This is a genomic window from Streptomyces sp. CRN 30, assembly GCF_034105845.1.
The window spans coordinates 39,781-56,372 of the sequence record NZ_JAVRHI010000184.1; the positions used below are offsets into that span (position 1 = coordinate 39,781).

Here is a 16,592-nt window from a genome sequence, read left to right on the forward strand (position 1 = left end):
CGGCTTACGTAATGGACACGCAAAGTCCATCCATTCGCCGCATGTTCATGTCACTCTCGCGTCACCGCTCCATTCAACACGCGTAGATCGGACACCCCACATGCTCGCGATACGCACACGGCGCCGCACCGCGGTGGCGCTCGCCACGGCCGTCGTCCTCGCCGGCCTCGCCGCCGCATCCCCCACGGCGACCGCCACGACGACGGACTACGACAGCACGTACTACAAGAACGCGATCGGCAAGACGGGGACGAGCCTCAAGTCCTCACTGCACACGATCATCAGCAGCCAGACGAAGATCTCGTACTCGGCGGTCTGGGACGCGCTGAAGGCGACCGACCAGGACCCGAACAACAGCGGCAACGTGATCCTGCTCTACAGCGGCGTCTCCCGCAGCAAGTCCCTCAACGGCGGTGACGTCGGCGACTGGAACCGCGAGCACACCTGGGCCAAGTCCCACGGCGACTTCGGCGAGGCGACCGGCCCCGGCACCGACCTGCACCACCTGCGTCCGGCCGACGTCCAGGTCAACAGCGTCCGCGGCAACAAGGACTTCGACAACGGCGGCAGCACCGTGTCCAACGGTGGCGGCAGCCTCACCGACTCCGACTCCTTCGAGCCGCGCGACGCCGACAAGGGCGACGTCGCGCGGATGATCCTCTACATGGCCGTGCGCTACGAGGGCGACGACGGCTGGGCCGACCTGGAGCCCAACGAGAAGGTCAACAACGGCAGCAACCCGTACATCGGCAAGCTCTCCGTGCTCAAGCAGTGGAACGACGAGGACCCGCCCAGCGCCTTCGAGGAGAAGCGCAACCAGGTCATCTACGACAGCTACCAGCACAACCGGAACCCGTTCATCGACCACCCGGAGTGGGTCGAGGCGATCTGGTAGGCCGTCAGCCCAGGTGGGTCGGCGCGAACATCCGCAGGACCGCCGGGAGCACGACCACCGACGGTCCCGGGGTGGCCAGCGCCCCGGCGAGGTCCTTCTCCAGCGTCTCCGGGGAGGTGCGGACCGCCGGTACGCCGAACGACTCGGCGAGCGCCACGAAGTCCGGGCCGGTCAGGTCGGTCGCCGTGGCCTCGCCGTAGGCGTCGGTCATGTAATCGCGCAGGATGCCGTAGCCGCCGTCGTCGACGATCAGCCAGGTGACGTCGAGGCCGTGCTGGCGGGCGGTGGCGAGTTCGGCGGTCGAGTACAGCGCGCCGCCGTCGCCCGACACCGCGAGCACGGGGCGGGTCGGGTCGGCGACGGCCGCGCCGAGCGCGGCCGGGAAGGCGTAGCCGAGGCCGCCGGCGCCCTGCGCCGAGTGCATGGTGTTGGGGCCCTTGGCGTCAAACGCCGACCAGGCCCAGTAGGCCAGGATCGTCATGTCCCAGAAGGACGGCGCGGTGGCCGGCAGGGCGCGGCGTACCGCGTCCAGCACCCTCCGCTCCAGGGCGAGATCCTGGGCGTCGAGGCGGGCGCGGACCCGGTCCAGTACGGCGCGTACCCGCTCCGCGGCGCCGGGGTCGGTGCGCTCCCCGGCCGTCTCCAGCAGGGCCTGGAGGGCGAGGCGGGCGTCGGCGTGGATGCCGAGGGCGGGGTGGTTGGACTCCAGTTTGCCGAGGTCGGCCTCGATCTGGACGACCCGGCCGCGGGGCTCGAACGTGTGGTAGTTCGAGGAGAGTTCGCCGAGGCCGGAGCCGACCACGAGGAGGACGTCGGCGTCCTCCAGGAAGTCCGTGATGTGCCGGTCCTCCAGCCAGGAGCCCAGCGAGAGCGGGTGGGCGGCGGGGAAGGCGCCCTTGCCGCCGAAGGTGGTGACGACGGGCGCGGCGAGGCGTTCGGCGAGCTGGCGGAGTTTGCGGGAGGCGTCCGCGCGGACCACTCCGCCGCCGGCGACGATCGCGGGGCGTTCGGCGCGGGTCAGCAGGTCGGCGGCGACGGCGGTCAGCTCCACCCGGGGGACCAGTTCCTCGGGGGCGGCGTCCACGCCGGTCACCACCGGCAGCACCGCCTCGGCGGCCAGGACGTCCTGCGGGATCTCCACCCACACCGGGCCGTGCGGGGCGGTCAGCGCGGACTGCCACGCCTCGGCGATCGCGGACGGGATCTGCGACCGGGTGCGGACGGTGTGCACGGACTTCACGACGCCCCGGAACGACGCCGCCTGGTCGGGGAGTTCGTGGAGGTAGCCGTGGCGGCCGCCGCCCAGGCCCGCGACCGGGACCTGGCTGGAGATCGCCAGTACGGGCGCGGAGGCGGCGCGGGCCTCCTGGAGCGCGGGCAGTGACATGAGGGCGCCGGGGCCGGTGGAGAGCAGCAGGGGTGCGGCCTCCCCGGTGACGCGGCCGTAGGCGTCGGCGGCGAAGGCCGCGTTGTTCTCCATGCGCAGGCCGACGTAGCGCAAGGAGGAGCGGTGCAGGGCGTCGTACAGGCCGAGCGCGTGCTGGCCGGGGAGTCCGAAGACGGTGGTCGCGCCGAGGCCCGCGAGGGTCTCCACGACCAGGTCCGCGCCGGTGCGGCCGGCGGGCGGGGCGAGCGCGGCCTCCGTCTGGGCGGCGGTCGGGCGGAGGACCAGGTCGTGGTCGTGGGTCATCGGGAACGCGCCTCGGCAATCGTGCGGGTCATGAGGGTGGTCAGTTCGTACGCGGTGTGGGAGGCCGCCACCGACGTGATCTCCGCGTGGTCGTACGCGGGGGCCACCTCGACGACGTCCGCCGACACCAGGTTGCACGATGCCAGGCCGCGCAGGATCTCCAGGAGTTCCCGGGAGGTCATGCCGCCGGCCTCGGGGGTGCCGGTGCCGGGGGCGTGCGCCGGGTCGAGGCAGTCGATGTCGATCGAGATGTACAGCGGGCGGTCGCCGACGCGCTGGCGGAGCTGGTCGGCGACCTCGTCGACGCCGCGCCGCATGACGTCCGCCGACGTCACGATGCCGAAGCCCATCTTCTCGTCGTCGGTGAGGTCCTGCTTGCCGTAGAGCGGGCCGCGGGTGCCGACGTGGGAGAGGGCGGACGTGTCGAGGATGCCCTCCTCGACGGCGCGGCGGAAGGGCGTGCCGTGGGTGTACTCGGCGCCGAAGTAGGTGTCCCAGGTGTCGAGGTGGGCGTCGAAGTGGAGCAGGGCCACGGGTCCGTGGATCTTGGCGACGGAGCGCAGCAGCGGCAGGGCGATGGTGTGGTCGCCGCCGAGGGTCATCAGGCGGGCGCCGGTGGCGAGCAGGTCGTCGGCGGCGGCCTCGACCGTCTCGACGGCCTCCTCGATGCGGAAGGGGTTGACGGCTATGTCACCGGCGTCGGCGACCTGGGCGAGGGCGAACGGCGAGGCGTCCTGCGCGGGGTTGTACGGGCGCAGCAGGCGGGACGCCTCGCGGATGGCGTTGCCGCCGAAGCGGGCGCCGGGCCGGTAGGAGACGCCGGAGTCGAAGGGGACGCCCACGACGGCGACGTCGGCGGCCGGGACCTCGTCCAGGCGGGGCAGCCGGGCGAAGGTGGCGGGCCCGGCGTAGCGCGGGACCCGGGAGGAGTCGACGGGTCCGCGGGGGGTGTCGTTGCTGCTCATGGCTTCGACCCTAGGCGGCCGGGGAGCGGCTGCGAAGTGTACGTTTCCTCCATCCGGGGCCGTGCCCACCCGCCGGAACGTACACAACGAAGGTGGTGGCCCGCGTCCCCTCGGGTGACGTGGCGAGGACTCGTACCGGCGGCTGCCCCACAATGGGAGTCATGCCGATACCCGTGACACCCAGCCGCGCCGAACTCGTCGACCATCTCGTCCGTACCCGGATCGCGGGCGAGGTCGCCACGCCCCGCGAGAACAACCTCTCGCACTACCGGAAGCTGGCGAACGGCGACCGCAACTACTGGCTCGGCCTGGAACTGGGCGACCGCTGGACCGACGAGCAGGACGTGCTCGCGGTGATGGCGGAGCGGGTCGGCGTCGACGACGACGCCGAGCACCGGTACGGGCAGGACACCATCGACCCGGAGCTGACCGTGGCCGGTCTCGAACGGCTCGCGGGGCGGCTGCGCAAGGCGGCCGACAGTGCGCAGCGGGTGCTGTTCGCCACCGGTCACCCGGGGGGTCTGCTGGACGTGCACCGCGCGACGGCCGCCGCGCTGCGGGCGGCGGGCTGCGAGATCGTCGTGATCCCGGAGGGGTTGCAGACGGACGAGGGGTACGTGGTGCAGTTCGCGGACGTGGCGGTGCTGGAGCACGGCGCCACGCTGTGGCACACGCACTCGGGCGAGCCGATGAAGGCGATCCTGACCGGGCTGGAGCGCGAGGGCCGTCCGCTGCCCGACCTGGTCGTCGCCGACCACGGCTGGGCGGGGTACGCGGGGCAGCACGGGGTGGACTCGTGCGGGTACGCCGACTGCAACGACCCGGCGCTGTTCCTCGCCGAGTCCGAGGGGACCGTGCAGGTGACGATCCCGCTGGACGACCATGTCCTCAGCCCCCGCTACTACGACCCGATGACGGCGTATCTGCTGGCGGAGGCGGGTCTGGCGTAGCCGCGGTCCCGCCGGGCGTCGGGTCCAGGTAGACCCGGCGCACCATCGGGAACAGTTCCCGCAGCCGCCGCTCGGCCTGTTCCGAGGCCCGTTCGACCTGGGCGGCGGTCGCGATGTCCCGGAAGTCGACCTTGGCGGCGACCAGTGCCTCGCGGGGTCCCTGGACGAGGGTGGTCAGTTCGAGTACGGCGTCGATGGGCTCGATCGCCAGCAGTTCGGCGCGGATGCGTTCGCGTGCGGGGCGGGGCAGCGCGCGGCCGATGAGGAACTCGGCGTTGGACCGGCCGAGCACCCAGGCGACGTGGAGCAGCAGCGCGCCGATGCACAGGGACGCGGCGCCGTCCCAGACGCCCGAGCCGGTGAGCTGTCCGCCGAGGAGTCCGCCGGCGGCGAGGACCAGGCCGACGAGGGCGGCGGAGTCCTCCATGACGACGGCCTTGACGGCGGTGTCGGGGGTGCGGCGCAGATAGCGGCCGAACGGTACCCGGGCGCGGGCGGCCTCGCCGCGGGCCTGTTTCACGCCGGTGCGCAGGGAGTAGCCCTCCAGCAGGAAGGCGACGGCGAGGACGAGGTAGGACAGGAGCGGGTCGCCGAGTTCCTCGCCCCGGGCGAGGGTGTGGACGCCGTCGTAGATCGAGAAGACGGCGCCGCCGACGAAGGTGGCGACGGCGGCGAGCAGCGCCCAGATGTACCGCTCGGGGCCGTGGCCGAGGGGGTGGTCCTCGTCGGCGGGGCGGGCGCCGCGTTTGAGGGAGGTCAGCAGCAGGACCTCGGTGACGGTGTCGGCGACGGAGTGCGCGGCTTCGGAGAGCATGGCGCTGGAGCCGCTGATGACGCCCGCGACGGCTTTGGCCAGGGCGATGCCGAGGTTGGCGACGGCGGCGACGATGACCGTCGTGGTGCTCTCGCCGCCGCCCGTGCCTGATGGGTGATCGTTTACCGCCATGGTCCTCAGTGTTCCCGAGGGACGCGGACCACGCCTTCCTGGATCACCGACAGGGCGAGTCGCCCGTCCTGGGTGTAGATGCTGGCCTGGCCGAGGCCCCGGCCGCCGTGCGCCGACGGGGACCGCTGGTCGTAGAGGAGCCATTCGTCGGCGCGGAAGGGCCGGTGGAACCACATGGCGTGGTCCAGGGAGGCCCCGACGACGTCGCCGACGGCCCAGCCGCCCCGGCCGTGCGCGAGGAGCACGGAGTCGAGGAGGGTCATGTCGGAGACGTACGTGGCGAGGACGGTGTGCAGGAGCGGGTCGTCGGCGAGTTTGCCGGCGGTGCGGAACCAGACCTGGGAGCGCGGCTCGCGGGGGGTGCCGTAGTCGCCGTACGGGGGGTCGTTGACGTACCGCAGGTCCACGGCGGCGCGGGCTTCGAGGAACCGGTCGACCGTCGCGGCGGGCAGGTGCGGGTAGGAGCGCAGCCGCTCGGCGTTGGTGGGGAGCGTCTCCGGGTCCGGCGCGGGCGGCATCGGCTCCTGGTGGTCGAGGCCGTCCTCGTACAGCTGGAAGGAGGCCGACAGCGTGAAGACCGGTTTGCCGTGCTGGACGGCGACGACGCGGCGGGTGGTGAAGGAGCGGCCGTCGCGGAGCCGGTCGACCTCGTAGACGATGGGCGCGCCGGGGTCGCCGGGGCGCAGGAAGTAGGCGTGCAGGGAGTGGGCGTGCCGGTCCTCGGGGACGGTGCGCCCGGCGGCGACCATGGCCTGGGCCGCGACCTGTCCGCCGAAGACGCGGGGGACGACGGCGGACCGGGACCGGCCGCGGAACATGTCCCGCTCGATCCGCTCCAGGTCGAGCAGATCGAGCAGGGAGTCGAGAGCCTCGCTCATGCCGGGTGGGTCACAGGCCCATGTTCTTCGCGATGATCATCTTCATGACCTCGCTGGTGCCGCCGTAGATGCGGTTGACGCGGTTGTCGGCGTACAGGCGGGCGATCGGGTACTCGTTCATGTAGCCGTAGCCGCCGTGCAGCTGGAGGCAGCGGTCGATGACGCGGTGCGCGACCTCGGTGGTGAAGAGCTTGGCGGAGGCGGCCTCGGCGGCGGTCAGCTCACCGGCGTCCAGGGCTTCCAGGGCGCGGTCGGCGACGGCCTCGGCGGCGTCGACCTCGGCCTGGCAGGCGGCCAGCTCGAACTTGGTGTTCTGGAAGGACGCGACGGTCTTGCCGAAGACCGTGCGGTCGGTGACGTAGTTCTGGGCGAACCGGACGGCGGCCTTGGCCTGCGCGTAGGCGCCGAAGGCGATGCCCCAGCGCTCGGAGGGCAGGTTGGCGCCGAGGTAGGAGAAGCCCTTGTTCTCCTCGCCGAGGAGGTCCTCGACGGGGACCTTGACGTCGACGAAGGCCAGCTCGGCGGTGTCGGAGGTCTTCAGGCCGAGCTTGTCGAGCTTGCGGCCGACGGAGTAGCCCTCGGACTTGGTGTCGACGGCGAAGAGGGAGATGCCGTGGCGGCGGTCCTCGGCCGTGGGCGGTGCGGTGCGGGCGCAGACGATGACGCGGTCGGCGTGGACGCCGCCGGTGATGAAGGTCTTGGCGCCGTTGAGGACGTAGTGGGTGCCGTCCTCGCTCAGCTTGGCGGTGGACTTCATGCCCGCGAGGTCGGAGCCGGTGCCCGGCTCGGTCATCGCGATCGCCCACATCTCCTCGGCGGAGACGAACTTGGGCAGGAAGCGCTTCTTCTGCTCGTCGGTGGCGAGCATCTTGAGGTAGGGCAGGGCGAGCAGCACGTGCACGCCGGAGCCGCCGAAGGTGACGCCCGCGCGGGCGGTCTCCTCGTACTGGACCGCCTCGAACTTGTGGCTCTCCAGGCCGGCGCCGCCGAACTCCTCGGGGACGTTGATGCCGAAGAGGCCCAGCTCGGCGAGCTTGTAGTAGAACTCGCGGGGCACGATGCCCTCGGTGAACCACTTGTCGTACTCCGGTACGACCTCGGCCTCGATGAAGGCGCGGAGGGTCTCCCGGAACGCCTCGTGATCCTCGTTGAACACCGTACGGCGCATGCCGCCACCTCCACCGGGTACGTCTGTCTAAGCGCTTGCTCAGAGTTCACCGTACCGGCGGGTAGGCAGAGGCGTCCAGAGTGCCCAGCGGGTAACCCTCGTCACTCCCCCTCCGCCGCCGCCGCGAACGCGCCGCGGGCCATGCGGTGCAGCAGCGAGGCGGTGCCCGCCCGGCCCGGCAGCGAGCCGGGGCGGCCGAGGTGCGGGGTGGAGTTCAGCAGGCCGAAGACCGAGTGGACGGCCGAGCGGGCGGTGGGCTCGGCGACGGCGGGCCAGACCCCGCGCACCACCTCCACCCACAGCTCGACGTACTGCCGCTGGAGCTGGCGCACCAGCTTGCGGTCGCTGTCCCGGAGGCGGTCCAGCTCGCGGTCGTGCAGGGTGATGAGCGGGCGGTCGTCGAGCGCGAAGTCGATGTGGCCCTCGATCAGCGAGTCGAGGACCGCCTCCGGGGCGCCCTCACCGGCCTCGGCCAGCCGCCGCTTCGCACCCGTCAGGAGCTGACCGCTGATGCCGACCAGCAGCTCGGCGAGCATCGCGTCCTTGCCGGCGAAGTGCCGGTACAGACCCGGCCCGCTGATGCCGACCGCCGCCCCTATCTCGTCCACGCCCACCCCGTGGAAACCGCGCTCGGCGAAGAGCCGCGCGGCCTCCTTCAGGATCTGCTCGCGTCGGGTCGGGGCGTCGGTTCTCGTGGCCATGCGCCAATTCTAGACAGGGAGGTTAGCGGTCGTTAACCTGTGGGACATACGTGTTAACGCTCATTAACAACGGGCTCACCGAGACAGGGGGCGCGAGATGCACGACGAGGCGCCGGAGCTGACCAGCGCGGCCGACCCCGCGTCGGCGGCCTTCCGGGCCAACGAGGAGGCGCAGCGCGCGCTGGCCGAGGAGCTGCGCGCCCGGCTGGCCGCGGCCCGCCTCGGCGGCGGCGAGCGGGCCCGCGCCCGGCACACCGCGCGCGGCAAGCTGCTGCCGCGCGAGCGCGTGGACCGCCTCCTCGACACCGGGTCGCCCTTCCTGGAACTCGCGCCGCTGGCGGCGGAGGGGATGTACGACGGACAGGCGCCGGCCGCCGGGGTGGTCGCCGGGATCGGCCGGGTGAGCGGCCGGGAGTGCGTGATCGTCGCCAACGACGCCACCGTCAAGGGCGGCACGTACTACCCGATGACGGTCAAGAAGCACCTGCGCGCCCAGGAGGTGGCCCTGGAGAACCGGCTGCCGTGCCTGTACCTGGTCGACTCGGGCGGGGCGTTCCTGCCGATGCAGGACGAGGTCTTCCCCGACCGGGACCACTTCGGGCGGATCTTCTACAACCAGGCCCGGATGTCGGCCGCGGGCATCCCGCAGATCGCGGCGGTCCTCGGCTCGTGCACGGCGGGCGGGGCGTACGTCCCGGCGATGAGCGACGAGGCGGTGATCGTCCGCGGCCAGGGCACGATCTTCCTGGGCGGACCGCCGCTGGTGAAGGCGGCCACCGGTGAGGTGGTCACCGCGGAGGAGCTGGGCGGCGGCGAGGTCCACGCGCGCGTGTCGGGCGTGACCGACCACCTCGCCGAGGACGACGCGCACGCGCTGCGCGTCGTGCGCACCATCGTGGACACGCTGCCCGCGCGCGGCCCGCTGCCCTGGCAGGTCCGCCCGGTCACCGAGCCGAAGGCCGACCCGTCGGGGCTGTACGGTGTCGTGCCCGCCGACTCCCGCACCCCCTACGACGTGCGGGAGGTCATCGCGCGCGTGGTGGACGGCTCGCGGTTCGCGGAGTTCAAGGCGGAGTTCGGGCAGACGCTGGTGACCGGCTTCGCACGGATCCACGGGCATCCGGTGGGGATCGTCGCCAACAACGGCATCCTGTTCGCCGAGTCCGCGCAGAAGGGCGCCCACTTCATCGAGCTGTGCGACCAGCGCGGCGTCCCGCTGGTCTTCCTCCAGAACATCTCCGGCTTCATGGTCGGCAAGGACTACGAGGCCGGCGGCATCGCCAAGCACGGCGCGAAGATGGTGACCGCCGTCGCCTGCACGCGCGTACCGAAGCTGACGGTGGTGATCGGCGGTTCGTACGGCGCGGGCAACTACTCGATGTGCGGCCGGGCCTACTCCCCCCGCTTCCTGTGGATGTGGCCCGGCGCCAAGATCTCGGTGATGGGCGGCGAGCAGGCCGCGTCCGTGCTGGCGACCGTCAAGCGGGACCAGGCCGAGGCGCGCGGCGAGGAGTGGCCGGCCGAGGCGGAGGAAGCCTTCAAGGCGCCGGTCCGCGAGCAGTACGAGCGCCAGGGCAACGCCTACTACGCCACCGCCCGCCTCTGGGACGACGGCGTCATCGACCCCGCCGACACCCGCCGGGTGCTGGGGCTGGCCCTGACCGCGTGCGGCAACGCGCCGCTCGGTGAACCGCGCTTCGGCGTCTTCCGGATGTGAGGGGGAGCAACAGCATGTTCGACACGGTGCTCGTGGCCAACCGGGGCGAGATCGCCGTCCGCGTCATCCGCACCCTGCGGGCGCTGGGCGTGCGCTCGGTGGCCGTCTTCTCCGACGCGGATGCCGGCGCCCGGCACGTCCGGGAGGCCGACACGGCGGTCCGGATCGGGCCGCCGCCCGCCGCGGAGAGCTACCTCTCGGCGGAGCGGCTCCTGGAGGCCGCCGCGCGGACCGGCGCGCAGGCCGTCCACCCGGGGTACGGGTTCCTCTCCGAGAACGCGGAGTTCGCGCGGGCGTGCGAGGCGGCGGGGCTGGTCTTCGTCGGTCCGCCCGCCGACGCGATCGCCCTGATGGGCGACAAGATCCGGGCCAAGGAGACGGTGGGCGCGGCGGGCGTGCCGGTCGTCCCCGGCGGCCGCGACCCCGACCTCGCCGAGGCGGCCCGCGCGCTGGGCGCTCCGGTGCTGCTGAAGCCGTCGGCGGGCGGCGGCGGCAAGGGCATGCGGCTGGTGCGGGACCTGACGGCGCTGGACGAGGAGATCGCCGCGGCCCGCCGGGAGGCCCGCGCCTCCTTCGGGGACGACACGCTGCTCGTGGAGCGGTGGGTGGACCGGCCCCGGCACATCGAGATCCAGGTGCTGGCCGACGGCCACGGCACCGTGGTGCACCTGGGCGAGCGGGAGTGTTCGCTCCAGCGCCGGCACCAGAAGGTGATCGAGGAGGCGCCGAGCGTCCTGCTGGACGCGGCGACACGGGCGGCGATGGGCGAGGCGGCGGTGCGGGCGGCCCGCTCCTGCGGCTACCGGGGCGCGGGCACCGTGGAGTTCATCGTCCCCGGCGGCGACCCGTCCTCGTACTGCTTCATGGAGATGAACACCCGCCTCCAGGTGGAGCACCCGGTCACCGAACTCGTCACCGGGCTCGACCTGGTGGAGTGGCAGCTGCGGGTGGCGGCGGGCGAGCCGCTCGGCTTCACCCAGGACGAGGTGGTGCTCACCGGGCACGCGGTGGAGGCCCGCCTCTGTGCCGAGGACCCGGCGCGCGGTTTCCTCCCGACCGGCGGCACGGTCCTCAGCCTCCGCGAACCGGACGGCGACGGCGTCCGCACCGACTCCGGGCTCGACGAGGGCACGGAGGTCGGCAGCCTGTACGACCCGATGCTGGCCAAGGTGATCGCGTACGGCCCCGACCGCGCGACCGCGCTTCAGAAGCTCCGCGCGGCCCTGGCGGAGACGGTGACGCTGGGCGTGCCGACCAACGCCGGGTTCCTCCGGCGGCTCCTCGCGCACCCCTCGGTGGCGGCGGGCGAACTGGACACCGGGCTGGTGGAGCGCGCGCTGGACACCCTGGTCGGCGGGGAGGTCCCCGAGGAGGTGTACGAGGCGGCGGCGGCCGTACGGCTGCACGCGCTGGCACCGGCCGGTGACGGCTGGACGGACCCCTTCTCGGTGCCGGACGGGTGGCGGGCGGGCGGTGAGCCGAAGCCGCCCGCCTTCCACCTGAAGGTGACCGAGCCGGTCGAGTACACCCCGCGCGGCACCCACACCGTCACCGACGACACGGTCTCCGTGACGCTGGACGGCGTCCGGCACACCTTCCATCGGGCCGGTGACCGGCTCGGCCGCGACGGCGACGCCTGGCACGTGCGCGACCACGACCCGGTCACCGCCTCCCTCACCGGCCAGGACCGGGCGGGCGCCGACTCGCTGACCGCGCCGATGCCGGGGACGGTGACGGTGGTGAAGGCCGCCGTCGGCGACGAGGTGAGCGCCGGTCAGAGCCTGCTGGTGGTCGAGGCGATGAAGATGGAGCACGTCATCTCCGCCCCGCACGCCGGCACGGTCACCGAGCTGGACGTCACCCCGGGCACGACGGTCGCCATGGACCAGGTGCTGGCGGTCGTCGCACCGGCCGAGGAGGAACAGTGACGCTGCCGATGGAGATCCCCGCGCCGGGTCTGCCCGCCCGGGTCCGTATCCACGAGGTCGGCCCGCGCGACGGCCTGCAGAACGAGAAGGCGACCGTTCCGGTGGAGGTCAAGGCGGAGTTCGTCCGGCGACTGGCCGAGGCGGGCCTGACCACGATCGAGGCGACCAGCTTCGTCCACCCGAAGTGGGTGCCGCAGCTCGCGGACGCCGAGGAGCTGTACCCGCGGGTGGCGGCCCTCCCGGTGGCGCTGCCCGTGCTCGTCCCCAACGAGCGGGGTCTCGACCGCGCCCTGGCGCTCGGCGCCCGCCGCGTCGCCGTGTTCGCCAGCGCCACCGAGTCCTTCGCCCGCGCCAACCTGAACCGCACGGTGGACGAGGCACTGGCGATGTTCGCGCCGGTGGTGGCCCGCGCGAAGGTGGCGGACGTCCACGTCCGGGGCTACCTCTCCATGTGCTTCGGCGACCCGTGGGAGGGCGCGGTGCCCGTCGCGCGGGTGGTGCGGGTCTGCCGGGCCCTGCTCGACCTGGGCTGCGACGAGCTGAGCCTCGGCGACACCATCGGCGTGGCGACCCCGGGCCATGTCACGGCCCTGCTCGACGCGCTGGCCGCCGAGGGGGTACCGGCCGGCGCGCTCGGCGTGCACTTCCACGACACGTACGGGCAGGCGCTCGCCAACACCCTCGCCGCGCTCCAGCACGGCGTCACCACCGTCGACGCCTCGGCGGGCGGCCTCGGCGGCTGCCCGTACGCGAAGTCGGCCACCGGCAACCTCGCCACCGAGGACCTCGTGTGGATGCTGCGCGGCCTCGGCATCGACACCGGGGTCGACCTGGACCGTCTGGTCGCCACGAGCGACTGGATGGCCGACCGGCTGGGCCGCCCCAGCCCCTCCCGCACCGTACGCGCCCTGACCCACAAGGACCGGTGATCAGCATGGACCACAGGCTCTCCCCCGAACTGGAGGAACTGCGCCGTACCGTCGAGGAGTTCGCCCACGACGTGGTGGCCCCCAAGATCGGCGACCTCTACGAGCGGCACGAGTTCCCCTACGAGATCGTCCGCGAGATGGCCCGCATGGGCCTGTTCGGGCTGCCGTTCCCCGAGGAGTACGGCGGTATGGGCGGCGACTACCTCGCCCTCGGCATCGCCTTGGAGGAACTGGCCCGGGTGGACTCCTCGGTGGCCATCACCCTGGAGGCGGGTGTCTCGCTGGGCGCGATGCCGCTGCACCTGTTCGGCACCGAGGAGCAGAAGCGGACCTGGCTGCCGAGGCTGTGCGCGGGCGAGATCCTCGGCGCGTTCGGACTGACCGAGCCGGACGGCGGTTCGGACGCGGGCGCGACCCGCACGACGGCCCGCCTGGACGCGGCGACGGACGAGTGGGTCATCAACGGCACCAAGTGCTTCATCACCAACTCCGGTACGGACATCACCGCTCTGGTGACGGTGACGGCGGTGACCGGACGGAAACCGGACGGGGCGCCCCGGATCTCCTCGATCATCGTGCCGTCCGGCACCCCGGGGTTCACGGTCGCCCCGCCGTACTCGAAGGTCGGCTGGAACGCCTCGGACACCCGGGAGCTCTCCTTCGACGAGGTACGGGTGCCGGCCGCGAACCTGCTGGGCGAGGAGGGCCGGGGTTACGCGCAGTTCCTGCGCGTCCTCGACGAGGGGCGGATCGCCATCGCCGCGCTGGCGACGGGGCTGGCCCAGGGCTGTGTGGACGAGTCGGTGCGCTACGCCAAGGAGCGGCACGCCTTCGGCCGGCCCATCGGCGCCAACCAGGCCGTCCAGTTCAGGATCGCGGACATGGAGATGAAGGCGCACACCGCCCGGCTGGCCTGGCGGGACGCGGCGTCGCGGCTGGTGGCGGGCGAACCGTTCAAGAAGGAGGCGGCGCTGGCGAAGCTGTACTCGTCGACGGTCGCCGTGGACAACGCGCGGGACGCCACGCAGGTGCACGGCGGCTACGGGTTCATGAACGAGTACCCGGTCGCCCGGATGTGGCGGGACTCCAAGATCCTGGAGATCGGCGAGGGCACCAGCGAGGTGCAGCGGATGCTGATCGCACGGGAGCTGGGCCTGGTGAGCTGAACCAGGCGGACCCGGTGAGCCGGACCGCCGGGTCCGGCGGGTCCGGCGGTCCGAACTTAGGCTACCCTTCGTTCGAATTGTCCGGCGGACGTGCTCCGCCCCGTTCGAAGGCAGCCACCCATGTCCAACGCCAGCGCCAGAGCCACCCACCTGACCCGCCGCGGCATCCTCGCGGCCGGCGGCGCCCTCGGCCTCGGGGCCGTGCTCGCCGCCTGCGGGGACGACGACTCCGACGGGTCCGGCTCGGGCGGCGGGAACACCGCCGCGAAGTCCGGCCCCTGGTCGTTCAAGGACGACCGGGGGGAGACGGTGAAGCTCGACAAGGTGCCCGCGGACATCGTCGCCTTCACCGGTGTCGCCGCCGCCCTCTGGGACTACGGCATCGAGGTCAAGGGCGTCTTCGGCCCGACCACGACCAAGGACGGCAAGCCCGACGTCCAGGCCGGCGACATGGACGTCGACAAGGTGACGGTCCTCGGCAACGTCTGGGGCCAGCTCAACGTCGAGAAGTACGCGGCCCTCGCGCCCGAACTCCTCGTGACGACGACCTTCGACGACGCGGGCACCCTCTGGTCCGTCCCCGAGGACTCCAAGGACAAGATCGCGAAGCTGGCGCCGAGCGTGGCGATATCCGTCTTCGACCGGCAGCTGACCGAGCCGCTCCAGCGGATGTGGGAGCTGGCCGAGTCGCTCGGCGCGGACATGAAGGCCGACGCGACGGTCCAGGCGAAGAAGAAGTTCGAGGAGGCCGCCGAGCGGCTCCGCAAGGCCGCGAAGGCCCACCCGGAGATCCGTGTGCTGGCCGGCTCCGCGAGCGCCGAGCTGTTCTACGTCTCCGGTACGAACCTCTCGGTCGACCTGGAGTACTTCAAGGCGCTCGGCGTGAACTTCGTCGAGCCCCCGGAGTCCGCGAAGAAGGCGACCGGCGGCTGGTTCGAGTCGCTGAGCTGGGAGAACGTCGACAAGTACCCGGCCGACGTCATCATCATGGACGACCGCTCCTCGACCATCCAGCCGGCCGACATCACCGAGGGCACCTGGAAGAAGCTGCCCGCGGTCAAGGCCGGCCAGGTCATCGCCCGTTCCCCGGAGCCGATCCTGTCCTACGACAAGTGCACGCCGCTGCTGACGAATCTCGCCGAGGCGATCGAGAACGCGAAGAAGGTCGGCTGACCCGATGACGGTCGACTTAGGTTAGGCTAACCTAAGTCGACCGTCGCCGGACGTCAGGAGGCTTCGCATGTCCGTCACCTTCCGGGCCCTCGACCCGTTGCGGGACGCCGAGCTGGTGCACGGGTGGGTCACCCACCCCAGGACCACCGGCCGCTGGATGGCCCGGGACGCGAAACTGGTGGACGTCGAGCGCGCCTGCATGCGGATGGCCGCCGACGAGCACCGCCGGGGCGTCCTGGGCCTGCGGGACGGCGAACCGGCGTTCCTGATGGAGACGTTCGAGGAGGCCGGCCCCGGCGACCTCGGGCTGCGGTTCCTCACCCCGCCCACCCGTACCCCCGGCGACCCGTCCGCCCGCTCCGTCCTCACCGCCGTACTGGCGCACCTCTTCGAGGACCCGGCGGTGGGACGCGTCGTCGTGGAGGCGGACGTCGACACCGCCGTGCTCGGCGTCTGCACCCGCGAGCAGTTCTTCGCGACGACGACGGGCGTGGCCGCGTAGGCCCCGCGCGCCCGTCCGGACGGACGGGCGCCCCCAGAGCAGACGGGCACTCCGGAGACGGTCCTCCGGGGTGCCCGTCGGAGCGTCCGCCGGGGGACAATCCCCTCCATGGCGGAAATCATCCAGAAGGACGGCACCTGGGCCTTCGACGGGGACGCCCTGCGCCTGACCCCCGGCCGGGACAAGAACGTCGCACTGCTCCGCAAGGAACTGGGCGAACTCGTCGTCCCGCTGGGCGCGCTGGCCGGTATCTCCTTCGAGCAGGGGAAGCGGACCGGGCGGCTGCGACTGCGGCTGCGCGACGGCGCCGACCCGCTGCTGCACGCCACCGGCGGGCGGCTCACCGAGCCGAACGACCCCTACCAACTGCTCGTCGAGTCCGACCGCTACGGCGTCGCCGAGTACTTCACCGACGAGGTCCGCAACGCGCTGCTCCTGGACGAGGTCCCCGCCGACCCGGTCGGCGAGTACCTGCTGCCGGGCCCGGCCGTGCCGCTCGCCGTCTCCGCCGGGGACGGCACGGCGAGCTTCGACGGCGAGCGGGTCCGGCTGGAGTGGAACTGGAAGACGGAGGACGCCAAGGTGTCCGCGGGGCCCCGCACCCTCGCCCTCGCGGACATAACGGCCGTGGAGTGGCTGCCGTCGGTGGGGCTGGACAACGGGCACCTGCGGTTCACCGTGCCGGGCGCGCCGACCAAGGCCCCGCCCAAGTACGACCCCAACGCCGTGGAGCTGTGGGGGTTCAAGAAGGACCCTCTGATGGCGCTGGTCGCCGCCGCCGTGCAGGCCCGGCTGCCGCACCCGGCCGGGCGGGAGCCGGCGCTCGCGCCGGGCTCGGCGGCCGGCTCCCTCCCGGCCGCCGAGGACGACCACGACGCCCTGCTGCGGCGGCTGCGCGAACTGGGCGCGCTGCACCGCGACGGGGTGCTGACGGACGACGAGTTCGCCCTGGCGAAGGCGGCGGTGCTCAAGCGGATGTGAGCC

Annotated in this window: 15 protein-coding genes; 9 read left to right on the forward strand and 6 right to left on the reverse strand. The window is 72.6% G+C overall.

The window, feature by feature from the left end; genetic code table 11:
* Window positions 1–100 precede the first annotated feature (100 nt).
* Entirely contained in the window at window positions 101–895 is a 795-nt protein-coding gene (locus UW392_RS18755; protein ID WP_320776175.1) for an endonuclease I family protein, read from the forward strand.
* Between the two features lie 4 nt (window positions 896–899).
* Here UW392_RS18755 and UW392_RS18760 read toward each other — a convergent pair whose 3' ends face one another.
* Entirely contained in the window at window positions 900–2,585 is a 1,686-nt protein-coding gene (locus UW392_RS18760; RefSeq protein WP_320776176.1) for a thiamine pyrophosphate-binding protein, read from the reverse strand.
* Window positions 2,582–3,550 (reverse strand): agmatinase, encoded by a 969-nt coding sequence (gene speB / locus UW392_RS18765; RefSeq protein ID WP_320776177.1) that lies wholly within the window; start codon window positions 3,548–3,550, stop codon window positions 2,582–2,584. Before speB ends, UW392_RS18760 begins: the two co-directional genes overlap by 4 nt.
* Before the next feature lie 161 nt (window positions 3,551–3,711).
* Between speB and UW392_RS18770 the strand changes: the two genes are divergently transcribed.
* Complete coding sequence (locus UW392_RS18770; protein WP_320776178.1) at window positions 3,712–4,500, forward strand: phosphatase; 789 nt, start codon at window positions 3,712–3,714, stop codon at window positions 4,498–4,500.
* Here UW392_RS18770 and UW392_RS18775 read toward each other — a convergent pair.
* From UW392_RS18775 to UW392_RS18790, 4 genes are all read right to left on the reverse strand, one after another.
* The gene (locus tag UW392_RS18775; RefSeq protein WP_320776179.1) at window positions 4,439–5,446 is read right to left on the reverse strand and encodes a cation diffusion facilitator family transporter; all 1,008 of its coding nucleotides are present in this window, start codon (window positions 5,444–5,446) and stop codon (window positions 4,439–4,441) included. The two genes, UW392_RS18770 and UW392_RS18775, sit on opposite strands and share 62 nt — an antisense overlap.
* Before the next feature lie 5 nt (window positions 5,447–5,451).
* Window positions 5,452–6,324 (reverse strand): acyl-CoA thioesterase II, encoded by an 873-nt coding sequence (locus UW392_RS18780; RefSeq protein WP_320776180.1) that lies wholly within the window; start codon window positions 6,322–6,324, stop codon window positions 5,452–5,454.
* Between the two features lie 10 nt (window positions 6,325–6,334).
* Window positions 6,335–7,492, reverse strand: a complete 1,158-nt coding sequence (locus UW392_RS18785; protein WP_320776181.1) for an acyl-CoA dehydrogenase family protein — start codon at window positions 7,490–7,492, stop codon at window positions 6,335–6,337.
* A gap of 101 nt (window positions 7,493–7,593) precedes the next feature.
* Window positions 7,594–8,193 (reverse strand): TetR/AcrR family transcriptional regulator, encoded by a 600-nt coding sequence (locus tag UW392_RS18790; RefSeq protein WP_320776182.1) that lies wholly within the window; start codon window positions 8,191–8,193, stop codon window positions 7,594–7,596.
* 97 nt (window positions 8,194–8,290) lie between these two features.
* On the opposite strand from UW392_RS18790, the gene UW392_RS18795 reads away from it, so the two are divergent.
* The 7 genes from UW392_RS18795 to UW392_RS18825 all read left to right on the forward strand — a co-directional run bounded on the left by UW392_RS18795 (window position 8,291) and on the right by UW392_RS18825 (window position 16,589).
* Window positions 8,291–9,910, forward strand: coding sequence for a carboxyl transferase domain-containing protein (locus UW392_RS18795; protein ID WP_320776183.1), 1,620 nt, complete (start codon window positions 8,291–8,293; stop codon window positions 9,908–9,910).
* 14 nt (window positions 9,911–9,924) lie between these two features.
* On the forward strand, window positions 9,925–11,838 hold the full coding sequence (locus UW392_RS18800; RefSeq protein WP_320776184.1) for a biotin carboxylase N-terminal domain-containing protein: 1,914 nt from the start codon (window positions 9,925–9,927) through the stop codon (window positions 11,836–11,838).
* Window positions 11,839–11,846: 8 nt separating this feature from the next.
* Window positions 11,847–12,767: a hydroxymethylglutaryl-CoA lyase gene (locus UW392_RS18805; protein ID WP_320776207.1), complete on the forward strand. Its 921-nt coding sequence runs from the start codon at window positions 11,847–11,849 to the stop codon at window positions 12,765–12,767.
* 5 nt (window positions 12,768–12,772) lie between these two features.
* A complete protein-coding gene (locus UW392_RS18810; protein WP_320776185.1) occupies window positions 12,773–13,933 on the forward strand; it encodes an acyl-CoA dehydrogenase family protein in 1,161 nt (386 codons plus the stop codon).
* A 120-nt stretch (window positions 13,934–14,053) separates the two neighbouring features.
* Window positions 14,054–15,106 (forward strand): ABC transporter substrate-binding protein, encoded by a 1,053-nt coding sequence (locus tag UW392_RS18815; RefSeq protein WP_320776186.1) that lies wholly within the window; start codon window positions 14,054–14,056, stop codon window positions 15,104–15,106.
* 67 nt (window positions 15,107–15,173) lie between these two features.
* Window positions 15,174–15,608, forward strand: a complete 435-nt coding sequence (locus UW392_RS18820) for a GNAT family N-acetyltransferase (RefSeq protein ID WP_320776187.1) — start codon at window positions 15,174–15,176, stop codon at window positions 15,606–15,608.
* 108 nt (window positions 15,609–15,716) lie between these two features.
* On the forward strand, window positions 15,717–16,589 hold the full coding sequence (locus tag UW392_RS18825; RefSeq protein ID WP_320776188.1) for a DUF4429 domain-containing protein: 873 nt from the start codon (window positions 15,717–15,719) through the stop codon (window positions 16,587–16,589).
* Window positions 16,590–16,592: the final 3 nt, after the last annotated feature.